This window comes from Pseudomonas syringae pv. coryli str. NCPPB 4273 (assembly GCF_000972175.1).
Lineage (GTDB): Bacteria > Pseudomonadota > Gammaproteobacteria > Pseudomonadales > Pseudomonadaceae > Aquipseudomonas > Aquipseudomonas syringae.
The window spans coordinates 60,303-84,239 of record NZ_AWQP01000040.1 but is presented as its reverse complement, the minus strand read 5'-3'; the positions used below and the strand labels follow the sequence as shown (position 1 = coordinate 84,239).

18 protein-coding genes are annotated in these 23,937 nt (G+C 60.3%); 14 read left to right on the top strand and 4 right to left on the bottom strand.

The window, feature by feature from the left end:
- Positions 1 to 148: 148 nt before the first annotated feature.
- The 4 genes from P406_RS17340 to edd form a co-directional block, all read right to left on the bottom strand.
- A complete protein-coding gene (locus P406_RS17340) occupies positions 149 to 1,555 on the bottom strand; it encodes an ATP-binding protein (protein WP_046236847.1) in 1,407 nt (468 codons plus the stop codon).
- Between the two features lie 61 nt (positions 1,556 to 1,616).
- On the bottom strand, positions 1,617 to 2,354 hold the full coding sequence (locus P406_RS17335) for a response regulator (protein ID WP_003408952.1): 738 nt from the start codon (positions 2,352 to 2,354) through the stop codon (positions 1,617 to 1,619).
- Between the two features lie 50 nt (positions 2,355 to 2,404).
- Positions 2,405 to 3,370: a glucokinase gene (locus tag P406_RS17330; RefSeq protein ID WP_003415265.1), complete on the bottom strand. Its 966-nt coding sequence runs from the start codon at positions 3,368 to 3,370 to the stop codon at positions 2,405 to 2,407.
- Positions 3,367 to 5,193, bottom strand: coding sequence for a phosphogluconate dehydratase (gene edd, locus P406_RS17325; protein WP_046236839.1), 1,827 nt, complete (start codon positions 5,191 to 5,193; stop codon positions 3,367 to 3,369). The genes P406_RS17330 and edd overlap by 4 nt, the downstream gene beginning before the upstream one ends.
- 219 nt (positions 5,194 to 5,412) lie before the next feature.
- On the opposite strand from edd, the gene gap reads away from it, so the two are divergent.
- The 14 genes from gap (at position 5,413) to gcvT (ending at position 23,586) form a co-directional block, all read left to right on the top strand.
- The gene (gene gap / locus P406_RS17320) at positions 5,413 to 6,414 is read left to right on the top strand and encodes a type I glyceraldehyde-3-phosphate dehydrogenase (RefSeq protein ID WP_003408944.1); all 1,002 of its coding nucleotides are present in this window, start codon (positions 5,413 to 5,415) and stop codon (positions 6,412 to 6,414) included.
- 179 nt (positions 6,415 to 6,593) lie between these two features.
- Positions 6,594 to 7,112: an RNA polymerase sigma factor gene (locus P406_RS17315; RefSeq protein WP_003415260.1), complete on the top strand. Its 519-nt coding sequence runs from the start codon at positions 6,594 to 6,596 to the stop codon at positions 7,110 to 7,112.
- 59 nt (positions 7,113 to 7,171) lie between these two features.
- A complete protein-coding gene (locus P406_RS17310) occupies positions 7,172 to 8,137 on the top strand; it encodes a FecR family protein (RefSeq protein WP_046236838.1) in 966 nt (321 codons plus the stop codon).
- A gap of 121 nt (positions 8,138 to 8,258) precedes the next feature.
- The gene (locus P406_RS17305) at positions 8,259 to 10,838 is read left to right on the top strand and encodes a TonB-dependent receptor (protein WP_046236837.1); all 2,580 of its coding nucleotides are present in this window, start codon (positions 8,259 to 8,261) and stop codon (positions 10,836 to 10,838) included.
- A gap of 114 nt (positions 10,839 to 10,952) precedes the next feature.
- Positions 10,953 to 11,567: a biliverdin-producing heme oxygenase gene (locus tag P406_RS17300; protein WP_003341804.1), complete on the top strand. Its 615-nt coding sequence runs from the start codon at positions 10,953 to 10,955 to the stop codon at positions 11,565 to 11,567.
- On the top strand, positions 11,564 to 12,022 hold the full coding sequence (locus P406_RS17295; RefSeq protein WP_003341801.1) for a YbaN family protein: 459 nt from the start codon (positions 11,564 to 11,566) through the stop codon (positions 12,020 to 12,022). Before P406_RS17300 ends, P406_RS17295 begins: the two co-directional genes overlap by 4 nt.
- Before the next feature lie 98 nt (positions 12,023 to 12,120).
- Positions 12,121 to 12,477 (top strand): DUF5064 family protein, encoded by a 357-nt coding sequence (locus P406_RS17290; RefSeq protein WP_046236836.1) that lies wholly within the window; start codon positions 12,121 to 12,123, stop codon positions 12,475 to 12,477.
- 408 nt (positions 12,478 to 12,885) lie between these two features.
- Positions 12,886 to 14,394, top strand: coding sequence for a transcriptional regulator GcsR (gene gcsR, locus P406_RS17285; RefSeq protein ID WP_003408932.1), 1,509 nt, complete (start codon positions 12,886 to 12,888; stop codon positions 14,392 to 14,394).
- A gap of 170 nt (positions 14,395 to 14,564) precedes the next feature.
- Positions 14,565 to 16,295, top strand: a complete 1,731-nt coding sequence (locus tag P406_RS17280) for a PAS domain-containing sensor histidine kinase (RefSeq protein ID WP_046236835.1) — start codon at positions 14,565 to 14,567, stop codon at positions 16,293 to 16,295.
- The gene (locus tag P406_RS17275; RefSeq protein ID WP_046236834.1) at positions 16,280 to 16,669 is read left to right on the top strand and encodes a response regulator; all 390 of its coding nucleotides are present in this window, start codon (positions 16,280 to 16,282) and stop codon (positions 16,667 to 16,669) included. The genes P406_RS17280 and P406_RS17275 overlap by 16 nt, the downstream gene beginning before the upstream one ends.
- Positions 16,670 to 16,678: 9 nt before the next feature.
- Positions 16,679 to 18,796 (top strand): putative bifunctional diguanylate cyclase/phosphodiesterase, encoded by a 2,118-nt coding sequence (locus tag P406_RS17270; protein ID WP_046236833.1) that lies wholly within the window; start codon positions 16,679 to 16,681, stop codon positions 18,794 to 18,796.
- 325 nt (positions 18,797 to 19,121) lie between these two features.
- Positions 19,122 to 19,505 (top strand): glycine cleavage system protein GcvH, encoded by a 384-nt coding sequence (gene gcvH / locus P406_RS17265; RefSeq protein WP_003316893.1) that lies wholly within the window; start codon positions 19,122 to 19,124, stop codon positions 19,503 to 19,505.
- A gap of 10 nt (positions 19,506 to 19,515) precedes the next feature.
- Positions 19,516 to 22,380, top strand: a complete 2,865-nt coding sequence (gcvP, locus tag P406_RS17260; protein ID WP_046236832.1) for an aminomethyl-transferring glycine dehydrogenase — start codon at positions 19,516 to 19,518, stop codon at positions 22,378 to 22,380.
- Between the two features lie 81 nt (positions 22,381 to 22,461).
- Positions 22,462 to 23,586 (top strand): glycine cleavage system aminomethyltransferase GcvT, encoded by a 1,125-nt coding sequence (gene gcvT, locus P406_RS17255; RefSeq protein ID WP_046236831.1) that lies wholly within the window; start codon positions 22,462 to 22,464, stop codon positions 23,584 to 23,586.
- Positions 23,587 to 23,937 lie beyond the last annotated feature (351 nt).

Sequence of the window (23,937 nt, the reverse complement as noted above, 5' to 3'; positions counted from 1 at the left end):
TATGCATGAGCAAGTCTGGTGCTTGCGCTTCGTGGGAGTCTAACCAAGCCTGACACGGCAACAGTAACGAAGGGACGCGTAATTGTCACAGGATGGTGACAATTCAAATCCCGGTGTAATTACCAGCCAAAAGCCACTAACCAGCGAGTCATTCCTCAGTTCTCGGCAGGTACAGCGTTACCCGCAACCCTCCGTTACGCAGGTTTTGCAGACTGACTTCGCCGCCATGACTGTGGGCAATGTTGCGGGCGATGCCCAGTCCGAGGCCGTAGCCCTGCTGCTGACTGCCGGCCAGGCGGAAATGCGGTTCGAAAACGTGCTCAAGACGCTGCTCGGGAACGCCAGGGCCTTCATCATCGACATGCAGCACGAACGCCTGGGCATCATCCTCGACTTTCAGGTGTGCGCGGTCACCGTATTTGAGTGCGTTGTCGATCAGGTTGCCGATGCAGCGCTTGAGCGCCAGCGGTTTGCCTGAATAGGCAGCCTGTGCCTCCCCCTGCTGCGTGACCCGCCCATTGCCATCAGCAAGCAGCCAGGGCTCGACCAGACATTCAAGCAGCGCGTTGAGGTCCACCGGCTCGATATTTTCATGAATATCGGTGTCCTTGACGCACTGCAGCGCGCCCTTGACCAGCAGCTCCAGTTCGTCCAGGTCGCGACTGAATTTGCGTTGCAGTTGCTCATCCTCGAGCAGCTCGACCCGCAAGCGCAAACGGGTGATGGGCGTACGCAAATCATGGGAAATGGCACTGAACAACTGCCCCCGCTCGGTCAGGTAGCGACTGATCCGCGTGCGCATGGCATTGAACGCCCGGCTGACCTCGATGACTTCGCTGCCGCCGCCCTCGACCACAGGCTCGACGTCCGCGCCCAGCGACATGTCCCGTGCGGCGCGCGCCAGACGTTTCAGCGGACGGCTCTGCCAGTGCACCAGCAACCCGATGAACAGCAGCAGAAATACGCTGGTCAGGACAATGAACGAGACCTGCTGAAGAGGCAGTTCCTGCTCCTCCAGCGAGGTGTAGGGTTCGGGCAGCAGCGAGGCGATGTAGAACCACTCGCCTGGCGCCATTTCGATTTGCGTGACCAGCACCGGCGGGTTCACCGGCTCAAGTGTCAGCGCGTAATGCGCCCAGGAACGCGGCAGCTCGTCGAGCTTGAGGCCGCTGTTGAAGATGCGCAGTTCTTCGGGCCGCGCGAACCAGACGGTGATGTCTGGCCCATTGCCCAGACGCTGGCGCAGCACCTCGCCCACCACGTCCAGCACCGCCTGCTTGCGAGGGGTTGGCTGCATGATCTGCATGTCCAGCGGATGATCGTTGAGTGACACCACGAACCGTGTGCCGCCCATACTGCGTAACTGGTCGAGCACCATGGGCCGGTAAGCCAGCGGCAATGAGCGAAAGTAGCTGACACTGGCCGCCATCGAGTACGCCAGGCTGCGCGCACTGGTCACCAGGCCTTCCATCTGCGTGGCACGCAATTGAGACAGCCAGATCACGCTGGAAAGCGCCTGAGCCAGGAGCACCGCCAGCAAGGTCAGCAGCAACATGCGCCCCAACAACGAGCGCGGCAGCGGCAGGCCGTTTCTCTTCGCGCCTGCCCCTGTCGGTTTAATAGCCGTTGCCCGCTTGCGAGTTGACGTTTGCGGCCAGCAGGTAACCACTGCCGCGAATGGTGCGGATCAGGCGCGGTGACTTGCCGGTGTCGCGCAGACGCTGACGCAGGCGACTGACCGCCATGTCGACGATGCGCTCCAGCGGCATCAACTCACGTCCACGCGTGGCATTGCCGATGGTGTCGCGGTCGAGGATCTGCTGCGGGTTGTCGAGAAACAGTTTGAGCAGTGCAAAGTCGGCGCCGGACAGAATCACCTCTTCGCCGTCATTGTGAAACAGCCGGTGGCTGACCATGTCCAGTCGCCACTCATCAAACAGGATCACATCGCCACCCGGACGCTCCTGACCAAACTGGGCACGTCGCAACAGCGCCTTGATGCGGGCCTGAAGCTCGCGCGGGCTGAATGGCTTGCCTAGGTAATCATCGGCCCCCAGTTCCAGACCGATGACCCGGTCGGCCTCGTCCGAACTGGCGGTCAACATGATGATCGGCACATGCGGCTGACGCGGGTGCTGGCGGATCCAGCGACACAGACTGAAACCGTCTTCATCGGGCAGCATGACGTCAAGGATCAGCAGATCGCTTGGCTCGTCATTGAACGCCCGACGAAAATCCGCACCGTCGCCCACTGTGCGCACCTGAAAACCGGCGCGGCTCAGGTAGGTGTCCAGCAACTCGCGAATTTCCTGATCGTCGTCCACCAACAGGATCGATTTACTGACTGGGCTCAAGTTGAAGCGTCCTTGTCTGGCTGTGAATTCTTGTTGTTATGCCATATCACTCAGATCTGCGCAGCAAACGCCTGTTGCAGAGCCACGCCTGAACCCATGAGGCCCGGATATTCAGCCGTGACCAGCCACACCGGCAGGCCGTTGAAATAGTCGCTCATGACGCCCTTCTCGGCCATGGCGCGCTTGAAGCCGCTGTTGATGAAGAACTCAGTGAAGCGCGGCACCACGCCACCGACGATATAAACCCCGCCGAGGCTGCCCAGGGCCAGCACATGGTTGCCGACCACTCTGCCGAGAAACACGCAGAATTGTTCCAGCACCGCCGCCGCTACTGGGTCACCCGAGAGGGCAGCCGTGGTGATCGCCGCAGGTGATTTGAGCACCGGTTCGATGTCGTCCAGCGCGCAGCTGACCTGATACAGCAACAGCAAGCCCGCACCGCTGAGCACGACTTCGGCGCTGACATGCTCGTGCTCGGCCATCAGCCGCGTCCACAGCAGCGCCTCACGTGCGGTGCCGATGGGCAGATCGGCATGACCGCCCTCACCCGGCAACGCCATCCAGCGATTGCCTTCGAGTTTGATCAGCGTACCGACGCCCAGCCCGGTCCCCGGCCCCACCACCACGCGCGGCCGATCAGGCTTGCCGACGCCATGGCAGACCGTCAGGTATTCATCGTCCTTGAGCCGGGTCATGCCCAGCGCCATGGCGGTGAAGTCGTTGATCAGCAGCAGTTCATCGACCTGCAGGTCGGCGCAGAAGGCCTTGCGGCTCAACTGCCAGTGGCTATTGGTGAACTGGAAAAAATCGCCATCCACCGGCCCGGCCACCGCCAGGCATACATGACCGATATCGCCGCGCTGCAGCTCCAGGTCCTGCAGATAGACTTCAATGGCCTTCTCCGGGCCCGCGTAGTCAATGGTCGGGAACACCCGGACAGAATGCAGCGTGTCGTCTTCCCAAATGGCAAAACGTGCATTGGTACCGCCTATATCACCGACCAGGGCCAACTTCACTTAAGCGTCTCCAGACTAGAGGTAAAGGCGCTGGCGCCTTGCTCTGCGGAGCTGAAGGCCATGCGCATGAATCCAAAAAGCTCGCGACCGCAGCCGACACTGTTGTCGATCTGGTTGATGGCCGGTTCTCTGGCGGCCAATTCTGACGCTTCGACCAGAACTTGTAACGTGCCTTTTACACCATCCACACGAATCACATCGCCATCACGCACAAGAGCCAATGGGCCACCATCGAACGCCTCCGGGCAGACATGAATCGCCGCCGGGATCTTGCCCGAGGCGCCCGACATACGTCCATCGGTGACCAGCGCAACCTTGAACCCGCGATCCTGAAGGACACCCAGAAACGGCGTCATCTTGTGCAGCTCGGGCATGCCATTGCAGCGCGGCCCCTGGAAACGCATCACGGCGACGAAATCGCACTCCAGCTCGCCCGCCGTGAAGGCATCGGCCAGTTCCTTCTGATCCTGGAACACCTTGGCCGGCGCTTCGACGATCTGATGTTCCGGAGCCACGGCGGACACTTTCATCACGCCACGGCCCAGGTTGCCTTCCATGACCCGCAGACCACCTTCCGGCGAGAACGGACGGGCAACCGGGCGCAGGATGTTTTCATCGAGGCTTTCGAGCGGCCCTTCACGCCAGACCAGTTTGCCGTCTTCCAGGAACGGCTCTTTGGTGTAGCGGCTGAGGCCATAACCGGCCACGGTGTTGACGTTTTCGTGCAGCAGACCGGCAGCCAGCAGCTCGCGAATCAGGAACGACATGCCGCCTGCCGCCTGGAAGTGGTTGATATCGGCTTTGCCGTTGGGGTAGACGTGACTGAGGGTCGGTACCACTTCCGACAGATCGGCCATGTCCTGCCAGGTCAGCTGAATGCCCGCGGCCTGGGCAATGGCCGGCATGTGCAGGGTGTGGTTGGTCGAGCCGCCTGTCGCGTGCAGCGCAACGATGGAATTGACCAGCGAGCGCTCGTCGACGATCTCGCCGATCGGCATGAAGCTGCCGCTCTGCATGGTCAGACGCGTCACCTGGCGAGCCGCTTCGACGGTCAGTGCATCACGCAAGGGGGTGTAGGGATTGACGAACGAAGCACCCGGAAGGTGCATACCCATCACTTCCATCACCAGCTGGTTGGTGTTGGCGGTGCCGTAGAAGGTGCAGGTTCCCGGACCGTGATACGACTTCATTTCCGAGTCGAGCAACTCTTCACGGGTGGCCTTGCCTTCCGCATACCGCTGCCGTACGTCGGCTTTTTCCTTGTTGGAGATGCCTGAAACCATCGGCCCGCCGGGCACGAAAATGGTCGGCAGATGACCGAACCGCAACGCGCCCATCATCAGGCCGGGCACGATCTTGTCGCAGATGCCCAGCATCATCGCGGCGTCGAACATGTTGTGCGACAGGGCAACCGCGGTAGACATGGCAATCACTTCACGGCTGGCAATGGCCAGCTCCATGCCAGGCTCGCCCTGGGTCACGCCATCGCACATGGCCGGCACACCGCCGGCAAACTGACCGACCGAACCAATGTCACGTAAAGCCTGTTTGATCTGGTTTGGGAAGTGTTCGTAGGGTTGATGCGCCGAGAGCATCTCGTTGTAGGAAGAGACGATGGCCACGTTGGCGGCGTTCATCAGACGCAGGCTTTGCTTGTCTTCCGGGCCGCAGGCAGCGACGCCGTGGGCAAAGTTGGCGCATTGGAGCTTGCCGCGCATCGGGCCATCGCTCGCTGCGCCGCGAATCAATTGAAGGTAGCGCTGACGGGTATCGCGACTGCGGGCGATGAGACGCTCGGTTACTTCAAGGACGCGGGGATGCATGTGATGAACTCCAGGCTAACGTCTAAGGTCACCCGTAAAGACGGCTCCGGTTTTCGAGCAGTGACTGTCAGGGAGCAAAACCCTGATCTCGATCAACTGGGAGTGCCTTTCAGGCTTGTAGTTGTAGATAAAACAAAATATTGCCACTAAAAAGGCTTGTTTTCTATTTCTATGAGAATAATCTTGTAATTCCAACAACAAATTCAGAAGGACGGCTGTATGACTCTTCGTATCGCAATCAACGGTTTTGGCCGAATCGGCCGCAACGTCCTACGCGCACTGTATACCCAAGGCTACCGTCAGGACCTGCAGGTCGTCGCCATCAACGATCTTGGCGACAGCGAAATGAACGCACACCTGCTGCGCTTCGACACCGTACACGGCCCTTTCAGCGGCACGGTCGAGTGTGACAAGGACAGCCTGACCGTCAATGGTGACCGTATTTCGGTCAGTGCCATTCGCAATCCGGCCGAGCTGCCGTGGAAAGCGCAGGACATCGACGTGGTGTTCGAATGCACCGGTCTGTTCACCAGCCGCGATAAGGCTGCTGCGCACCTCACCGCCGGCGCCCGCAAGGTGATTATCTCCGCGCCGGCCAGCGGTGCCGATGCCACCATCGTCTATGGTGTCAACCACGACACGCTGCGCCAGTCGCACCAGATCATCTCCAGCGCCTCGTGCACCACCAACTGCCTGGCCCCGGTCGCTCAAGTGCTGCATCGCGAATTGGGTATCGAAAACGGCCTGATGACCACCATTCATGCCTACACCAACGACCAGAACCTGATCGATGTCTATCACACCGATCCGTACCGCGCCCGCTCGGCCACGCAATCGATGATCCCGAGCAAGACCGGCGCTGCCGAAGCGGTAGGTCTGGTGCTGCCGGAACTGGCAGGCAAACTCACCGGCATGGCTGTGCGTGTACCGGTCATCAACGTTTCGCTGGTCGACCTGACCGTAACCCTGAAGCGCGAAACCACCGTCGATGAAGTCAACGCGCTGATGAAAGAAGCCAGTCAGCACTCCAAAGTGCTCGGCTACAACACGCTGCCGCTGGTCTCCCACGACTTCAACCACAACCCGCTGTCGTCGATCTTCGATGCCAACCACACCAAGGTCAGCGGCAAGCTGCTCAAGGTACTGTCGTGGTACGACAACGAATGGGCGTTCTCCAATCGCATGCTCGACAACTGCCTGGCACTGCATAACGCGCAGTAAAGGACAGTCCAGCCAAGCACCTGCTCTCATGCCCATGCACTGCGTGGGCATGCAGCTTCGGGCGTGTGCGTCCGATCTTTAGCGAGCGTCTGGCGGACAAATATTTACAGATCCAGGCTTGACCCGCCCCGAAGATGAGAAGCATTATCATTTGTTCGAATCTCCGGTCGGTCTCCTCCGTGTCGCACTCAGACTTCAACAACGTGTTTCTGGCCCAGCGCCCGGTTCTGTTACGCACTCTGCAACGCATGGTTGGCAATCAAAGCGCTGCTGAAGACCTGCTTCAGGAAACCTGGCTGCGCGTCAGCCGTGCATTGACCGAACATCCGGTCGCTCATCTTGAACCCTTCGTTTTCCAGACCGCTCGCAACCTGGCGCTGGATCATTTGCGTGCGCGGCGCATCCACGGCCGGACCATGCTCGAAGACGTGTCGCCTGCACGGCTCGAAAATGTCGTGGCCCAGCTGGGCTCGCCCGAAGATGCTGCACATGCCAAGCGCCTGCTGGAGAACCTCAGCGCCAGTCTGAGCACGCTGAGCCCGCGCCAGCAGAAAATCTTTACCCTCAGCCGTCTCGATGGCCGCAGTTATCTGGAAATTGCCGAGCAGTTGCAGGTCTCTGCCAGTACCGTACAAAAAGAATTGAAACTGATCATGGCGATCTGCATAGGCGTCCTTTCCAGGCTTGACCCGCCCTGAACCCTGCCGCACGCTGCCAGACTCATATCGATACAGTTTCAGGATTGCCGAGGAACATCGTGGCCCCGAAAACAGAACGCCCGCACGCGATCGCGCAGGACGTGTTGAGCAACGCTGCAATGGATCAGGCCCTGACCTGGCTGATCGAACTGGAAGGCGCAGACGATGCACTGCAGGCGCGTTTTCAGGAATGGCTGAATGCCGACCCTGAACATGCCCGCGCATTCGAGAAAGCCCGGACGCTCTGGAGCTCGCAGCCGGTTCGGCACGCAGCCGAAAACATCGCACCACCGCGCAAGCGCTCGGCATGGCAGCGTGCCCGTCCCCACTGGAAACCTCTGGCCACTGCAGCGGTGCTGCTGTTGGGGCTGTTCAGCTTCAGCAATCTGCCCTTGCGCCTGCAGGCCGATCATCTGACGGTCGTCGGTGAGCGCCAGCGCCTGGAGCTGGCGGACGGATCGAAGGTGCTGCTCAATACTGATTCGGCGTTCTCCAGTCAGGTCGGGGAAAAACAGCGCTCTGCCCGCTTGTATCAGGGTGAAGCCTTCTTCGACGTCACGCCGAAGCCAGGGCTGCCATTGGAAATCGAAGCCGGTCCGGTGCGCATGAGCGCCAACAGCACCGCGTTTTCGGTGCGCTATCTGAACGGTGTCGCGCAGGTACACGTGCAACGCGGCGCTGTCGACGTGCATGCCACCCATGGTGACTCCAGCCTCAGTCTGGGCGCTGGAGACAGCGTTCGCGTGGGGCCTGACGGGTTTGGGCAGCGTGAAAAGCTTGACCCGGTCCGGGACCTGGCCTGGGTGCAGGGCCGACTGATCTTCAACAATTCCCCGCTGAGCGACGTACTGGCTGAGCTGCGCCGTTACTATCCAGGCTGGATCGTCAGCACCAATGCACAACTGGACCGTGTTGCCGTCACCGGCAACTACCGCCTGGACAACCCGCTCGACGTGGTGCGTTCGCTGGCGCAGATCACGTCGGCAAGCCTTCATGAAATGCCCGCACTGGTGATTCTCAACTGAAGGAAAGTTTTTTTACTCGATAGCGACTGCCCGTTCGTCTAGTCATAGCCAATGCAACTGATTCTCATTTTGAAGCAGCTTGTAAACACTATGACGAGCAACACCCCAGGGAGCGCTACCGATGTCATCCACGTTCACGCCTGTCGCCCGACAACGCGCAAGGCTTACGCTTTCTCTCCTGACGATTGCGGTACTGGGCGCCAGTCTGCAAGTGGCAAACGCCAGTGCTGTCAGTGAAAGTACACCGGCGACACGCCCGGCGGGCACCTACCCGTTCTCGATCAGTCAGCAACCTCTGGTGTCGGCGCTGAACGAGTTCAGCCGCGTGACCGGCTGGCAGGTCGGCATGTCGGCGGGGCTCGCCCAAAACGTCATCTCTCCAGGAGCCAGCGGCGACCTGAGCGCCGCGCAGGCGCTGGACAGCATGCTTTCCGGCAGCTCGCTGAGCTACCGCAATCTGGGCAATAACAGCGTCGTGCTGGAAAAACGCGCCACCACCGCTGGCGTCATGGCGCTGGATCAGATCACTGTCAGCGCCACACGCCAGGCCCAGGATGTCGCCACGGTGCCGAGCACTGTCAGCGTACATACCCGTGAGGAACTGGACCGCGACAACATCAACACGATCCGCGATCTGGTGCGCTACGAGCCGGGGGTTACGGTGGGTGGCGCAGGCCAGCGTGCGGGCACAACCGGCTATAACATTCGCGGTATCGACGGCAACCGGATCCTGACTCAGGTCGACGGCGTCGAGGTGCCCGACAGCTTTTTTACCGGCCCTTATGCGCAAACTCACCGCAACTATGTCGACCCGGAGATCGTCAAGCGCGTGGAAATCCTCCGTGGTCCCGCTTCGGCCCTCTACGGCAGCAGCGCCATTGGTGGCGTGGTCAGTTACTACACACTGGACCCGGATGACATCATCAAGCCTGGCAAGGATGTCGGCGCACGGTTGAAAACCGGCTACAGCTCGGCAGACCAAAGCTGGCTCAACTCGGCCACGGTCGCAGGCCGTCAGGGCGAATTCGACGGCTTGCTGCACCTCAGCCAGCGCAATGGCCATGAAACCGAATCCTATGGCAGCACCGGCGGTACCGGTTTGAGCCGTACGCAAGCCAACCCTGAGGATGCGCGCAGCACCAACGTGCTGGGCAAACTGGGCTGGAACTACGGCGACGGTTCGCGTCTGGCGCTGGCCTATGAAAAGTACAAGGACGACCGCGACAGCAATCTGAAAAGCGCAGTCGGCGGGCCATTCACCAACGGCAGCGGTCTGGGGATGTATCAGTCGCGCGAGGGTAACGACACCATCACCCGCGAGCGCTTCGGGATCGAAAACAGCTTCGCCCTCGACAGCCTGCTGGTCGACAACGTCAAGTGGAGCTTGAACTATCAGATCGCGAAAACCGATCAGAGCACCCGGGAACGTTACTTTCCGTTCTCCCGCGATGTCATTCGTGAACGCGACACGCAGTATCAGGAAAAGCAGTGGGTGTTCGATGCCCAGCTGGACAAGGCATTCTCCGTTGCCAGCACCGACCACGTGCTGACCTACGGCACAACGATCAAGCGCCAGAAAGTCACCGGATTGCGCAGCGGCAGCGGCACTTGTGCGCGAGTCTTCGGCTCCTGCCGCGCTGTCGGTGCAGACAGCCCGAGCGACCGGCTGGCCGCAACGAGTGATTTCCCCGACCCGACCATCACCAGCTACGCGTTGTTCGCGCAGGATCAGATCAGCTGGAATGACTGGACCTTCCTGCCTGGCGTGCGTTACGACCACACCCGGCTTGATCCGACCTTCACCTCGCAATTCCTCAGGTCGGTCAGCCTGACCGACCCAAGCCAGGCGAACGATGAAACGCGAACCTGGCATCGCCTGTCGCCCAAGCTGGGCGTGACTTACGCATTCAGCGATGCCTACACGTGGTACGGCCAGTATGCCGAGGGCTTCCGCACGCCTTCGGCCAAGTCACTTTACGGACGCTTCGAAAACCCGACGGCCGGGTACGTGGTCGAACCCAATCCGAACCTGAAGCCCGAAACGAGCAAAAGTTACGAAACCGGGCTGCGCGGTCGTTTCGAATCCGGCTCGTTCGACATCGCGGTGTTCTACAACAAGTACCGCGACTTCATCAACGAGGACGCCATCACACCCGGCTACAGCGAACTCACGTTCCAGTCCAACAACATCCGGCACGCCACCCTCAAAGGCGCCGAACTCAAAGGCCGTCTGAACCTCGACAGCCTGGGTGCGCCGAACGGCCTCTACAGCCAGGCCTCCGTCGCCTATCTGCACGGCCGCAACGACGACACGGGCGAGCCGCTCAACAGCGTCAACCCGCTGACCGGAGTCGTGGGGTTGGGTTATGACCGCGATCACTACGGCGGTCTGTTGAGCTGGACCCTGGTCAAGCGCAAGAACCGCGTGGATGACAGCAACTTCCACACGCCGGATGGCACCTCCAGCCAGTTCAGGACACCGGGCTTCGGCATTCTGGACCTGACCGGCTACTACAAGGTCAGTGATGACGTGACCGTCAACGCAGGCCTGTACAACCTGACCGATAAAAAATACTGGCGCTGGGACGATGTGCGCGGCTATGACGGCGTGGGAGAAGCCGGCGTAACCGCACCCGCCAACCTCGATCGCCTGACCCAGCCGGGACGCAATTTCAGCGTCAACGTGGTGTGGGACATCTGAGCCCGAGCGCCTCTGAAAGCCCGCCGTTGAATCATCGAACGGCAGGCTTTTTTACGCTTTCAGGCCTGGCTATTCGTCTATTCAACAAGCCCTTTTTCAACAAGGAAGACTACGATGCCCCTTGATCAGAACCGACCGACTCTGCGTTCGCAACGCCTGAGCCAGATTACCCACGCGCCGCACGAACAGCTCGACAAGGCGGTCAAGGCCCATGCGCCGTTTGACACCCTGGCCAGCTATTCGCGCTTCGTAGTTGCTCAGTACCTGTTTCAGGCAGAACTGCAACACCTGTACGGCGACCCTGCGCTTCAGGCGATCATCGGCGACCTGCCGGCACGCTGCCGGGCCGAACAGGCCAGGGCAGACCTTGCCGATCTGAACATCGACCTTCCCCTGCCAGTGGCGGGTGCAGTGCAAAAACCGAGCAGCGCAGAAGCGCTCGGCTGGCTGTTCGTCTCCGAGGGTTCCAAGCTCGGTGCAGCATTCCTGATCAAACGTGCCCAAGCCTTGAGCCTGAGCGACAGCTTCGGCGCGCGACATTTGGGTGAACCTGCCGGGGGCCGGGCTGCCGGCTGGAAAGCCTTTGTCCGGACGCTTGATGAACTGCCACTGAGCGCCGAACAGGAAGCAGAGCTCGATCGCGGCGCCATCGCCGCATTCGAGCGTTTCAACGTGTTGCTGCAGCACGCCTACGCCCATGCTCCCGTCACAGAACTGGCACAGGCATGAAAAAGCGCCCGGTGCTGTTAAGCTGGCCGGGCTCCCCGAACCTGCCTGTAGAGACCATGACGTACAAACCACCCGGCTCAAGACTTTCACGCCTTTTATACGGCATCCTCGCCTATACCGCGTTGGGCATAGGCATCGTTGCGATCTTCGTTCCCGGCCTGCCAACCACCGAGTTCATTCTGCTGGCCGCCTGGGCGGCAACACGCAGTTCGCCAAGGCTGAACGCCTGGCTGGAAAACCACCGCGTGTTCGGGCCAATACTGTACAACTGGCGTAACGGCCGACTGGTCGCCCGCAAGGCCAAGATCAGCGCCACCCTCAGCATGCTTGTCTGTGCCGTGGTGATGCTGAGCCTCATCGGCCATGCCTGGTGGCTGTACCTTGCACTCACGGGGATGGCACTGGGCAATCTATGGATCTGGTCGAGGCCGGAACCGGACAAGATCGACCGTTGAGCGCAGGCATGCGGCGCGCGGCACCCTGCGCAAAGCTGAACCGTCCTGTCGCGGTCAGTGTCTGACTGAGCACACTCACCCCTTGATGGAGTCACTTCATGTACGAGCCAGGCCATCTGCACCTCACCCACGTGGCGCTTCAACCGTCGGATATCAGCTATGACATCCACTTGCGCTACAACGTGGAGGAAGATCCCAAGCAAGGCACGTCCATGCATTTCACCATGCAGGGCGAAATCAATGGCAAGCCGTTCGAAGAGCGATACCTGTTGCCCCGTGACCTTGCCTTCAACTTCGCCCATAACGCGAGTCGCATCGCGATAAGGCACGGCTTGCCCAACTCGGCCGCGCTGCCCATCGCCCAGCACAAGGACTACGACCTAATGTTCGAGGACATTCGCGACAAACTCCACGCCAAGTCAGGCGACCCGGTGAAGCAGGAGCATCTGGAGTAAGCCAGCGCTGTCGAGGCCGGAGAACGCCATCGTGATCACGCCGTACTGGACGCTCTGCGTCCTCTCCTGAGTGGGCGGGGCGGCGCGAATCCATGACGCGGAGCGTCACGAACGGCATTCCCACGCTGGAGCGTGAGGAACGATAGGCGCGCGCAAGAACATCATTGTGCCCATGCTCTGCGTGGGTATGCCGTTCTGGACGCTCTGCGTCCTCTCCAGAATGAGCGGAATGGCGTAAATCCATGACGCAGAGCGTCACAAAGAGCATTCCCACGCTGGAGCGTGAGGAACGATAGGTGTGTGCAGGAGCGTGAGGAACGAGGCTCGGACGTACACCAGCGGATTTCACCAAACCTGCCGCCACAAGGCATACTTGCCGCCTTCTCATTCGCGAACCGTCAACGCCTCATGCGCATCCATGTCAGCTTCATCGACCGCGTCGGTATCACCCAGGAAGTGCTGGCGATTCTGGGTGGACGCAATCTGAATCTGGACGCGGTGGAGATGGTGCCGCCCAACGTGTACATCGATGCGCCGACCCTCAGCCCGCAAATGCTCGAAGAGCTCAAGGACGCACTGTTTCGGGTCCGCGGTGTAGAAGCGATCACCGTGGTCGATATCCTTCCGGGTCAGCGGCGCCACCTGCAGCTGGACGCGTTGCTCGCCGCCATGACCGACCCGGTGCTGGCACTCGACAGCGCCGGGCATGTGCTGCTGGCCAACCCGGCACTCATCGCGCTGATTGGCCGGGAGCCTGCGGGCGAGTCCATCGGTGAGCTGTTCAGCGACCCCAGCCTGCACGTCGCGTTGCTGGAAAACGGCTTTCGCCTGCCGCTGCGCGAGATCACCCTGAACGGTGAAGCGCTGCTGCTGGATGCCACGCCCATCACCGAAGCCGGCGCGCTGATTACCCTGTACCTGCCCAGCCGAATCGGCGAACGCCTGTCGGCATTGCACCATGATCACGCCGAAGGTTTCGACGCCCTGCTCGGCGACTCGGCCGCCATCCGCACCCTAAAGGCGCGAGCGCAACGGGTGGCGGCGCTGGACGCCCCGCTGCTGATTCAGGGCGAAACCGGCACTGGCAAAGAGCTGGTCGCCCGCGCCTGTCACGCCAGCAGCGCCCGCCACGGCGAACCGTTCCTGGCCCTGAACTGCGCAGCACTGCCGGAAAACCTCGCCGAAAGCGAACTGTTCGGCTATGCCCCGGGGGCCTTTACCGGAGCGCAACGCGGCGGCAAACCGGGGCTGATGGAACTGGCCAACCAAGGCACCGTATTCCTCGATGAAATCGGCGAAATGTCACCCTATCTGCAGGCCAAACTGCTGCGTTTCCTAAACGATGGCAGCTTCCGCCGCGTCGGTGGCGATCGCGAAGTACGGGTCAATGTGCGCATTCTCAGCGCCACCCACCGCGACCTGGAAAAGATGGTCAGCGAAGGCACCTTCCGCGAAGACCTGTTCTACCGCCTCAATGTCCTCAATCTGGAGGTTCCGCCGTTGCGCGAGCGCGGTCAGGACATTCTGTTGCTGGCCCGATATTTCATGGAGCAGGCGTGCGCACAAATTCAGCGCCCGGTCTGCAGGCTTGCACCCGGCACCTACCCTGCCCTGCTCGGCAACCGCTGGCCAGGCAATGTGCGGCAATTGCAAAACGTGATTTTTCGCGCGGCCGCCATCTGCGAACACACTCAAGTGGATATAGGCGACCTGGATATCGCGGGCACCGCAGTGGCGCGTCAGAACGACAGCTCGATCGACAGCCTCGAACATGCCGTCGAAGCCTTCGAGCGGAATCTGCTGGAAAAGCTTTACGCGGACTATCCTTCCACCCGCCAACTGGCCAATCGCCTGCATACTTCGCACACCGCCATCGCTCATCGCCTGCGAAAATATGGAATTCCAGGCAAGCGTTAGTCGATTGAAGTCGTTTATCGAAAATATATTCCGAAAGGGTTCATTTAATAACTAGTTTGCCGATAACGATCTGGTATCGTCCATGAACCTCTTATCATCCATTTGAATGGATGTCCGTAGTGTGATTACGGCCGTAATGGCAAAAAGGTCAGGTAGTACCGGGAAGTCATATGCCAACCTCGCCAGTGGACCGCCCGCTTGTCGACGCTCAGTCTCGAGCTGAAAAAATCGTCGAATCTCGCCGTCAGAAAATCCTCCTCAAGACCGGCGCACTGCAGGATGCAATTTTCAACAGCGCTTACTTCTCAAGCATCGCAACCGACGAACACGGCGTTATCCAGATATTCAATGTCGGCGCCGAACGCATGCTCGGTTATCACTCCGAGGACGTGGTCGACAAAATCACACCTGCGGACATCTCTGACCCCGCCGAGCTCATCATCCGCGCGGCAGCCCTCAGCCATGAACTCAATACGCCCATCACGCCTGGCTTCGAGGCGCTGGTGTTCAAGGCTTCGCGCGGCATCGAAGACATTTACGAACTGACCTACATCCGCAAGGACGGCAGCCGCCTGTCGGCCATGGTCTCGGTCACGTCACTGCGCGACAGCGCCGAAACCATCATCGGTTATCTGCTGATCGGCACCGACAACACGGCGCGCAAGCAGGAAGAAGAGGCTCAGGCCTTGTTGGATCAGCGCTTGCGGGACCAACAGTTCTATACCCGCTCGCTGATCGAATCGAACATCGATGCACTGATGATGACTGATCCGCAAGGCATCATTTCCGACGTCAACAAGCAGATGATGGCCCTGACCGGACGCACCCGCGATGAGTTGATCGGTGCGCCCTGCAAGAATTTCTTCACTGACCCGGCGAGTGCCGATGCCGCGATCAAGCGCGTGCTCAGCGAGCACAAGGTCAGTGACTACGAACTCACCGTGCGCGCCTACGACGGCACTGAAACCGTGGTGTCCTACAACGCTGCGACCTTTCATGACCGTGACCGCAAGCTCAAGGGGGTCTTCGCCGCAGCCCGCGATGTAACCGAGCGCAAGCGTTTCGAGCGGACGCTGGAAGAAAAGAATATCGAGCTGGAACACGCCAGCCACATGAAGTCCGAGTTTCTTGCCACCATGTCCCACGAGCTGCGCACGCCGCTGAACGCCGTGATCGGTTTTTCCGAGGCACTCAAGGACGGCATGGTCGGCGACATGACCGATGCCCAGCGACGCTACATAGGCGATATCTTTAACAGCGGCCAGCACCTGCTGTCGCTGATCAATGACATCCTCGACCTGTCCAAGGTCGAGGCCGGCATGATGACGCTGGAGCTCGAGTCGGTCGATCTGGACGAACTGTTGAGCAACAGCCTGCTGATCGTGCGCGAGCAAGCCGCCCTGCAACACATTCAGTTGAAGCTGGAAACAGAGGCCGAATTCGGTGAGCTTGAGCTCGATCGGCGCAAGACCAAGCAGATCGTCTACAACCTGCTGGCCAACGCCGTGAAATTCAGCGAGCCCGGTGGCTGGGTAACGCTGGCGGTGCGTCTGGTGCCGGCGTCCCAGGCAGGTCTTATCGACGGTGACTGGCCGACTTACGGGTTTGCACTTCCGCCCGATGACTGTGGGCAGTTTCTCGAACTGAGTGTCAGCGACACCGGAATCGGCATCGCCCAGAGCGACATGAACAAGCTGTTCAAGGCATTCAGCCAGATCGACAGCGGTCTGGCACGCAAATTCGAAGGCACCGGACTGGGTCTGGCGATGGTCAAGCAGCTCAGCGAACTGCACGGCGGCTGCGTCGCAGTGGCCAGCGTGAAGGACCTCGGCGCACGCTTCGTGGTCTGGCTGCCCGTCCGCCCAACTGAATCAGTGGAGGCGCGATGGCCCAGATCCTGATCATTGAAGACAATGCGGCGAACATGCGTCTGGCAGAGCTGTTACTGACCAGCGCCGGGCACGCCGTGCTGTCGGCCGTCGATGCCGAAAGCGGCCTGAAACTGGCTCGCGAGCGTCAGCCCGACCTGATCCTGATGGATATCCATCTGCCGGAGATGGACGGCCTGACCGCCACATCGCTGTTGAAGAAAGATGCCGGCACAGCTGCGATCCCGGTGATTGCACTGACCGCGATGGCCATGAAGGAAGACGAGGAGAAGATCCGCCTGGCGGGCTGCAACGCTTATGTCATCAAGCCGTTGCGCTACAAGGAGTTGTACCGGGTCATCGACACACTGCTGGAAAAAAATCTGCCTCAACAGCCCATTACCTGAGCATTCGATATGACCCAGAGCGCCGCGACCATCCTGATTATCGATGACGACGTCCATGTCCGGGACCTGCTGGAGGTACTCTTGCAGAACCAGGGTTATCGGACACTGACGGCGGAATCAGGCGAGCTGGCGCTGGCCATGATCAAACGACAGGCACCCGACCTGATCCTGCTGGACATCATGATGCCGGGCATGGACGGCTATGAGGTCGCCAGTCAGCTCAAGGCCAAAAAGGGCACAGCCAATATACCGATCATCATGCTCTCGGCACTCGACGACCAAAGCTCGCGTCTTTCAGGACTGGAAGCGGGCGCCGAGGAATACCTCAACAAGCCTGTGGACAGCGCCGAACTGTGGCTGCGCGTGCGTAATCTGCTGCGCCTCAAGGCGTTCGGCGACTACCTGAAAAGCCACAGCCTGATCCTCGAAGATCAATTGCAGCAGCGCACCATCGATCTCGAGCGTTTTCGCACAGTGATGGACGCTTCCGAAGACGCAATCTTTCTGATCAACCGCAATACCATGAGCCTGATCGAATTCAACCGCCGGGCCTGCCAGTTGCTGGGCTACACCGCAGAAGAACTGTCGCACAAGACGCCTGCCGAACTGGGCGAAACGTCCATGGAGCAGCTTGAGGTCGTGTACGACCGGATCATTGCCGGCAAAGGCCCCAGTGAGCCCCTGGAAACCCAGATTCGCGACAAGAGCGGGCGGGATGTCGAGGTCGAAATCCATCGCCAGGCCTACCGGACCGGCGAGGACTGGGTCATCGTCGGTATCGTGCGCGACATCACCCGGCGCAAGGAAAGCGACCAGCGCCTGCTGACCATGGCCCACTACGACACGCTGACCGGCCTGCCCAACCGGGATCTGTTTTTTACCAGCCTGCAAATGGGCATGACCCAAGCGGCGATCAGCCGCTGGAAGCTGGCGGCATTGACGGTCAATCTCGACGGTTTCAAGAACATCAACGAAACCTGGGGGCATGTGCTGGGTGATGAGGTGCTGCTGGAAGTCAGCCGCCGACTGTCCAGCTGCCTGAATGCCAGTGACACCCTTGGCCGCGTGGACGGCGATCAGTTCGCCCTGATTCTGATGCTGCGAGACGGCCAGGCGGATACCCGGAAGACGCTCGATCGCATCCGCAATGCATTGCGAGTGCCCTTCCACATAGAAGGCCAGAGCCTGGTCATGACCGCCAGCATCGGCATTGCCCTGTACCCGGAGGACGGCGAAGACTCGCGCGAGCTGATCAGACACGCCTACACCGCCATGAACAGCGCCCGAAAGATCGGCCCGGACAACTACCGGTTCTATACGCCGCAGATGAACGCCGACGTTTCGGCACGCCTGGACCTTGAGACCGCGCTGCGCGAAGCGGTGCGCAGCCAGGCCTTCGAAATCGTCTACCAACCCAAGCTGGACCTGAACAATGACCGCATATGCGGGCTTGAGGCGCTGTTGCGCTGGCCACGCCCTGGCCATCCAGGCATTTCGCCTGCGGTATTTGTCCCCGTACTGGAAAGCCTCGGCCTGATCGGTGAAGTCGGCAACTGGGTCGTCGACAGTGTCTGCGCCCAGATCGCGCGCTGGCAACGCTCCGGGTTAGGCTCGTTTCAGGTCGCGGTCAACATTTCAGGGCAACAGATTTCCAATAGCAGCCTGGTCGCCGACATCCGCCAGGCACTGGAAAAACACAATGTTGCGCCGCAGTGGCTTGAGGTCGAGCTGACAGAAAGTTCGCTGATGGAAAACACCGCGCACACCATCGCCACTCTGGGGGCACTGCGGGCCAATCGCGTGAGTATTTCCATCGACGATTTCGGCACCGGTTATTCAAGCCTGGCGTACCTGCGCCGCTTCCCTATCGACAAGCTTAAAATCGACATCGCGTTCATTCGCGAAGTGACCAGCAACCCACAGGACGCGGCCATCGCCAGAGCCATCATCGAGCTGGCTCACAGCCTCGACCTGCAGGTGATTGCAGAGGGTGTGGAAACCCCGGAGCAACTGGCGTTCCTGCGCGAAAACCATTGCGATCAAATTCAGGGCTATCTGATCAGCAAGCCATTACCGCTTGAAGAGCTCGAAACGTTTTTACGCTCACCGGAAAGCCGCGTCGGGTAACTGCCGACGCGCTAGCGCTGTGTCCAGCGGTGACAGCCAATGCTGGTTGGATGCAATCATTCAACGCTGTCGTAACGAAAACACTCCACTGTAACGATTTCACTCCAAAACACCTCGCTCCCTGCGTATCAAGGCCTTGATCAGTCAGGTATTTTCAAATGCCTGAAGACTGTAGCGATTTCGCTACACCCTAAATCGACAGGCCCAGCCAAAAATTATTCAACTCATTGATTTTATTATAAAAATAAAACATGGCCGCTAAATTGCTAAGCCATAACTCATATTGCTCGCGTGCTGCGCGAGCCCTGTTCTCCGAGGAGTTTGTATGAGCGATTTGCGATTCACCGTTGACCACGAATGGCTGCGTGCCGAAACCGACGGCAGCGTGACGGTCGGCATTACGCCCTACGCGCAGGAATCGCTGGGCGATGTGGTCTTCGTGCAGCTCCCGGAATTACAGGCCTACACTCAACACGCTGAAGTATCGGTGGTGGAATCGGTGAAAGCCGCCAGCAGCATCAACATGCCGCTGGACGGTGAAGTCGTCGAGGTCAATTCCGCCCTCGACGCCACGCCAGAGCTGGTCAATGAAGATGCCCTCGGTGCGGGCTGGTTCTTTCGCTTCATCCCACAAGACGCCAACGCCATTCACGGCCTGCTGGATCAGGACGCCTACGACCGTCTGATCAAAGCCAACGCCGAAGCCTGAGGAGCACGCCATGACTGACCGTATCGAACTGACCACTGCCAACGAATTCATTGCCCGGCACATTGGCCCGCGTGCGGCCGATGAGCAGGCCATGCTGCAAACGCTGGGTTTCGATTCCATCGATGCGCTGAGCGAAAGCGTCATTCCGGAAAGCATCAAGGGCACCAGCGTTCTGAACCTGCCTGCCGGGCAGAGCGAAGCCGATGCGCTGGCGTCCATCAAGGCCATCGCCAGCAAGAATCAGCTGTTCAAGACCTACATCGGCCAGGGTTACTACAACACCCACACGCCAGCACCGATCCTGCGCAACCTGCTGGAAAACCCGGCCTGGTACACCGCCTACACGCCCTATCAGCCAGAGATTTCCCAGGGCCGTCTGGAGTCACTGCTCAATTTCCAGACACTGATCAGCGACCTCACCGGCCTGCCGATTGCCAACGCCTCTCTGCTCGACGAAGCCACCGCAGCCGCCGAAGCAATGACCTTTTGCAAACGCTTGAGCAAAAACAAGGCTAGCCAGCAGTTTTTCGCATCCAGCCATTGCCACCCGCAGACCCTGGATGTGTTGCGCACTCGCGCCGAGCCGTTGGGCATCACCGTGGTCGTAGCAGACGAGCACGAGCTGGGCGATGCCAGCGATTACTTCGGCGCGCTGCTGCAATACCCGGCCAGCAATGGCGATGTATTCGATTACCGCGAGCTGGTCGAGCGCTTCCACGCGGCCAACGCACTGGTCGCCGTGGCTGCCGACCTGCTGGCCCTCACCCTGCTGACCCCGCCAGGCGAATTCGGCGCCGACGTGGCGATCGGTAGCGCCCAGCGCTTCGGTGTGCCGCTGGGTTTCGGTGGCCCGCATGCGGCCTACTTCTCGACCCGCGATGCGTTCAAGCGTGACATGCCGGGCCGTCTGGTCGGTGTGTCGGTGGACCGTCACGGCAAGCAAGCCCTGCGCCTGGCGATGCAGACCCGCGAGCAGCATATTCGTCGCGAGAAGGCCACCAGCAACATCTGCACCGCGCAGGTGCTGCTGGCCAACATCGCCAGCATGTACGCGGTCTACCATGGTCCGCGCGGCCTGACACAGATCGCCAAGCGCGTTCACCACCTGACCGCGATTCTGGCCGAAGGCCTGAACACGCTGGGCCTGAAGGCCGAGCAGGCATTTTTCTTCGACAGCCTGACCCTGCACACTGGCGGCAGAACCGCTGCACTGCATGCCGCCGCACGCGCCAGGCACATCAACCTGCGTGAAATCGATGACCAGCGTCTGGGTCTGTCCCTGGACGAGACCACCTCGCAGTCGGCTGTCGAAACCCTGTGGGCAATCTTCGCCAGCGACGGCCAGAGCCTGCCGGACTTCGCCGCACTGGCAGACAGCGTACAGTCACGCCTGCCGGCCGCGCTGCTGCGTCAGTCAGCGATCCTCAGCCACCCCGTGTTCAACCGCTATCACTCGGAAACCGAGCTGATGCGCTACCTGCGCAAGCTGGCCGACAAGGACCTGGCGCTGGATCGCACCATGATTCCGCTGGGCTCGTGCACCATGAAACTCAACGCTGCCAGCGAAATGATCCCGGTGACCTGGGCCGAATTCGGCAACCTGCACCCTTTTGCCCCGGCCGAGCAAAGCGCCGGCTACCAGCAACTGACCGATGAGCTGGAGGCCATGCTCTGTGCCGCCACCGGTTACGACGCGATCTCGCTGCAACCGAACGCCGGCTCGCAGGGCGAATACGCCGGGCTGCTGGCGATCCGCGCCTATCACCAGAGCCGTGGCGACGAACATCGCGACATCTGCCTGATCCCTTCCTCGGCGCACGGCACCAACCCGGCGACTGCCAACATGGCCGGTATGCGTGTCGTGGTGACCGCGTGTGATGCGCGCGGCAACGTCGACATCGAAGACCTGCGCGCCAAGGCCGTTCAGCATCGTGACCAGCTTGCGGCGATCATGATCACTTACCCGTCGACCCACGGCGTTTTCGAAGAAGGCATTCGCGAAATCTGCGGCATCGTTCATGACAACGGTGGCCAGGTGTACATCGATGGCGCAAACATGAACGCCATGGTTGGTCTCTGCGCCCCGGGCAAATTCGGCGGCGACGTATCGCACCTCAACCTGCACAAGACCTTCTGCATCCCCCACGGCGGTGGCGGCCCGGGCGTTGGCCCGATCGGCGTGAAATCCCATCTCGCCCCGTTCATGCCCGGCCATGCACGCATGGAGCGCAAGGAAGGCGCAGTCTGCGCAGCACCGTTCGGCAGCGCCAGCATTCTGCCCATTACCTGGATGTACATCCGCATGATGGGCGGTGACGGCCTCAAACGCGCTTCGCAACTGGCGATTCTCAACGCCAACTACATCTCGCGTCGTCTGGAGGAGCATTACCCTGTGCTCTACACCGGCAGCAACGGCCTGGTCGCGCACGAGTGCATCCTCGACCTGCGCCCGATCAAGGACAGCAGCGGCATCAGCGTCGACGACGTGGCCAAGCGCCTGATCGACTTCGGCTTCCATGCGCCGACCATGTCGTTCCCGGTCGCCGGGACGCTGATGATCGAGCCGACCGAGAGTGAGTCCAGAGAAGAGCTGGACCGCTTCTGCGATGCCATGATCAAGATCCGCGAGGAAATTCGCGCGGTTGAAAACGGCACCCTGGACAAGGATGACAACCCGCTGAAAAACGCGCCGCACACCGCTGCCGAAATCGTCGGCCAGTGGAGCCATCCTTACAGCCGCGAACAGGCGGTGTACCCGGTCGATTCGTTGATCGAGAACAAGTACTGGCCTCCGGTCGGTCGTGTCGACAACGTCTTCGGCGACCGCAATCTGGTCTGCGCCTGCCCGTCCATCGAGAACTATCAGGAAGCGTGACAGCCCCCGCCTGGCATTGCCTGATCGCGCTGCGCGCACAGGCAGTGCCATTGGCACGGCCCGCTCAACAAGGAATCGAACATGTCCACAGAATCACTGCTGACCACTCCCCTGCACGCCCTGCACCGCGAACTCGGCGCAAAGATGGTGCCCTTCGCCGGTTACGACATGCCTGTTCAATACCCGGCTGGCGTAATGAAAGAGCACCTGCACACCCGCGCTCAGGCCGGTCTGTTCGATGTCTCGCACATGGGCCAGATTCGCCTCACTGGTGCAGACGCCGCCAAGGCGCTGGAAGCCCTGGTGCCGGTAGACATCATTGACCTGCCGGTCGGCATGCAGCGTTACGCGATGTTCACCGACGAGAACGGCGGCATTCTCGATGACCTGATGGTTGCCAATCTCGGCAACGACCAGTTGATGCTGGTGGTCAACGCGGCCTGCAAGGATCAAGATCTGGCGCACCTGTGCAAGCACCTGGCCGGACATTGCAAGATCGAACCACTGTTTGAAGAACGCGCCCTGCTGGCGCTGCAAGGGCCGGCCGCGGTGACCGTACTGGCACGCCTGGCCCCGGAAGTCGCCAAAATGACCTTCATGCAGTTCGCCAGCGTCACGCTGCTCGGCGTCAAATGCTATGTCAGTCGCTCGGGCTATACCGGCGAAGACGGCTATGAAATTTCCGTGCCTGCCGAACAGGCTGAAGCCTTGGCACGCCGCCTGCTGGACGAGCCGGAAGTGGCTCCGATCGGCCTGGGTGCACGTGATTCGCTGCGACTGGAAGCCGGTCTGTGCCTGTACGGCCATGATATGGACACGCAGACCTCGCCGATCGAGGCCAGCCTGTTATGGGCCATTTCCAAAGTGCGTCGCGCCGACGGTGCGCGTGCAGGCGGCTTTCCGGGCGCCGAGCGAATCTTTGCCCAGCAACAGAACGGCGTCAGCAAAAAGCGAGTCGGCCTACTCCCCCAGGAGCGCACACCCGTGCGTGAGGGTACCGAGATCGTCGATGAACAGGGCGCAGTCATCGGTACCGTGTGCAGCGGCGGTTTTGGCCCCTCTCTGGCTGGCCCGCTGGCCATGGGTTATCTGCATAACGATTACACGGCGCTGGATAAACCTGTGTGGGCAATGGTGCGCGGCAAGAAAGTCCCCATGCTCGTTGCAAAAATGGCTTTCGTTGCACAACGTTACTTCCGCGGTTAAATAGCGGCGTCAAAAAAACAGCAACACTTCGGTGTTGCTGGAGCACTGTTACCCCGTAGTGTTTCATTCGCATAAGCAACGTGTCATATATGCAAAAAATGCACCTATAAAGTGCAAAATGTTATGACGGATCAATCACCGTGCACGCTGTGCAAATACTGCGCGTGCAAGGCCAACTCCCCGGAAACAGGGCGCCAGGCAAGGGGGTTGTATTTGCAACGAGAGTTGGCGTAGAGTTTCCGAACTGTGTTTGCATGGGTCGCCGAATCTGGACCTGGGCAGTAGCTCTAGGTTTGCTACAACCCGTTCTACGTTTCTTACTTCCTGCAACCAGCCCCAGTGCTCTTTCAT

What these genes read in the sequence shown, in the direction of transcription:
- P406_RS17340 (WP_046236847.1), bottom strand. Translation starts at nt 1,555, where the DNA reads ATGTTGCTGCTGACCTTGCTGGCGGTGCTCCTGGCTCAGGCGCTTTCC.
- edd (WP_046236839.1), bottom strand. Translation starts at nt 5,193, where the DNA reads ATGCATCCCCGCGTCCTTGAAGTAACCGAGCGTCTCATCGCCCGCAGT.
- gap (WP_003408944.1), top strand. Translation starts at nt 5,413, where the DNA reads ATGACTCTTCGTATCGCAATCAACGGTTTTGGCCGAATCGGCCGCAAC.
- P406_RS17305 (WP_046236837.1), top strand. Translation starts at nt 8,259, where the DNA reads ATGTCATCCACGTTCACGCCTGTCGCCCGACAACGCGCAAGGCTTACG.
- P406_RS17300 (WP_003341804.1), top strand. Translation starts at nt 10,953, where the DNA reads ATGCCCCTTGATCAGAACCGACCGACTCTGCGTTCGCAACGCCTGAGC.
- P406_RS17295 (WP_003341801.1), top strand. Translation starts at nt 11,564, where the DNA reads ATGAAAAAGCGCCCGGTGCTGTTAAGCTGGCCGGGCTCCCCGAACCTG.
- P406_RS17290 (WP_046236836.1), top strand. Translation starts at nt 12,121, where the DNA reads ATGTACGAGCCAGGCCATCTGCACCTCACCCACGTGGCGCTTCAACCG.
- gcsR (WP_003408932.1), top strand. Translation starts at nt 12,886, where the DNA reads ATGCGCATCCATGTCAGCTTCATCGACCGCGTCGGTATCACCCAGGAA.
- P406_RS17280 (WP_046236835.1), top strand. Translation starts at nt 14,565, where the DNA reads ATGCCAACCTCGCCAGTGGACCGCCCGCTTGTCGACGCTCAGTCTCGA.
- P406_RS17275 (WP_046236834.1), top strand. Translation starts at nt 16,280, where the DNA reads ATGGCCCAGATCCTGATCATTGAAGACAATGCGGCGAACATGCGTCTG.
- P406_RS17270 (WP_046236833.1), top strand. Translation starts at nt 16,679, where the DNA reads ATGACCCAGAGCGCCGCGACCATCCTGATTATCGATGACGACGTCCAT.
- gcvH (WP_003316893.1), top strand. Translation starts at nt 19,122, where the DNA reads ATGAGCGATTTGCGATTCACCGTTGACCACGAATGGCTGCGTGCCGAA.
- gcvP (WP_046236832.1), top strand. Translation starts at nt 19,516, where the DNA reads ATGACTGACCGTATCGAACTGACCACTGCCAACGAATTCATTGCCCGG.
- gcvT (WP_046236831.1), top strand. Translation starts at nt 22,462, where the DNA reads ATGTCCACAGAATCACTGCTGACCACTCCCCTGCACGCCCTGCACCGC.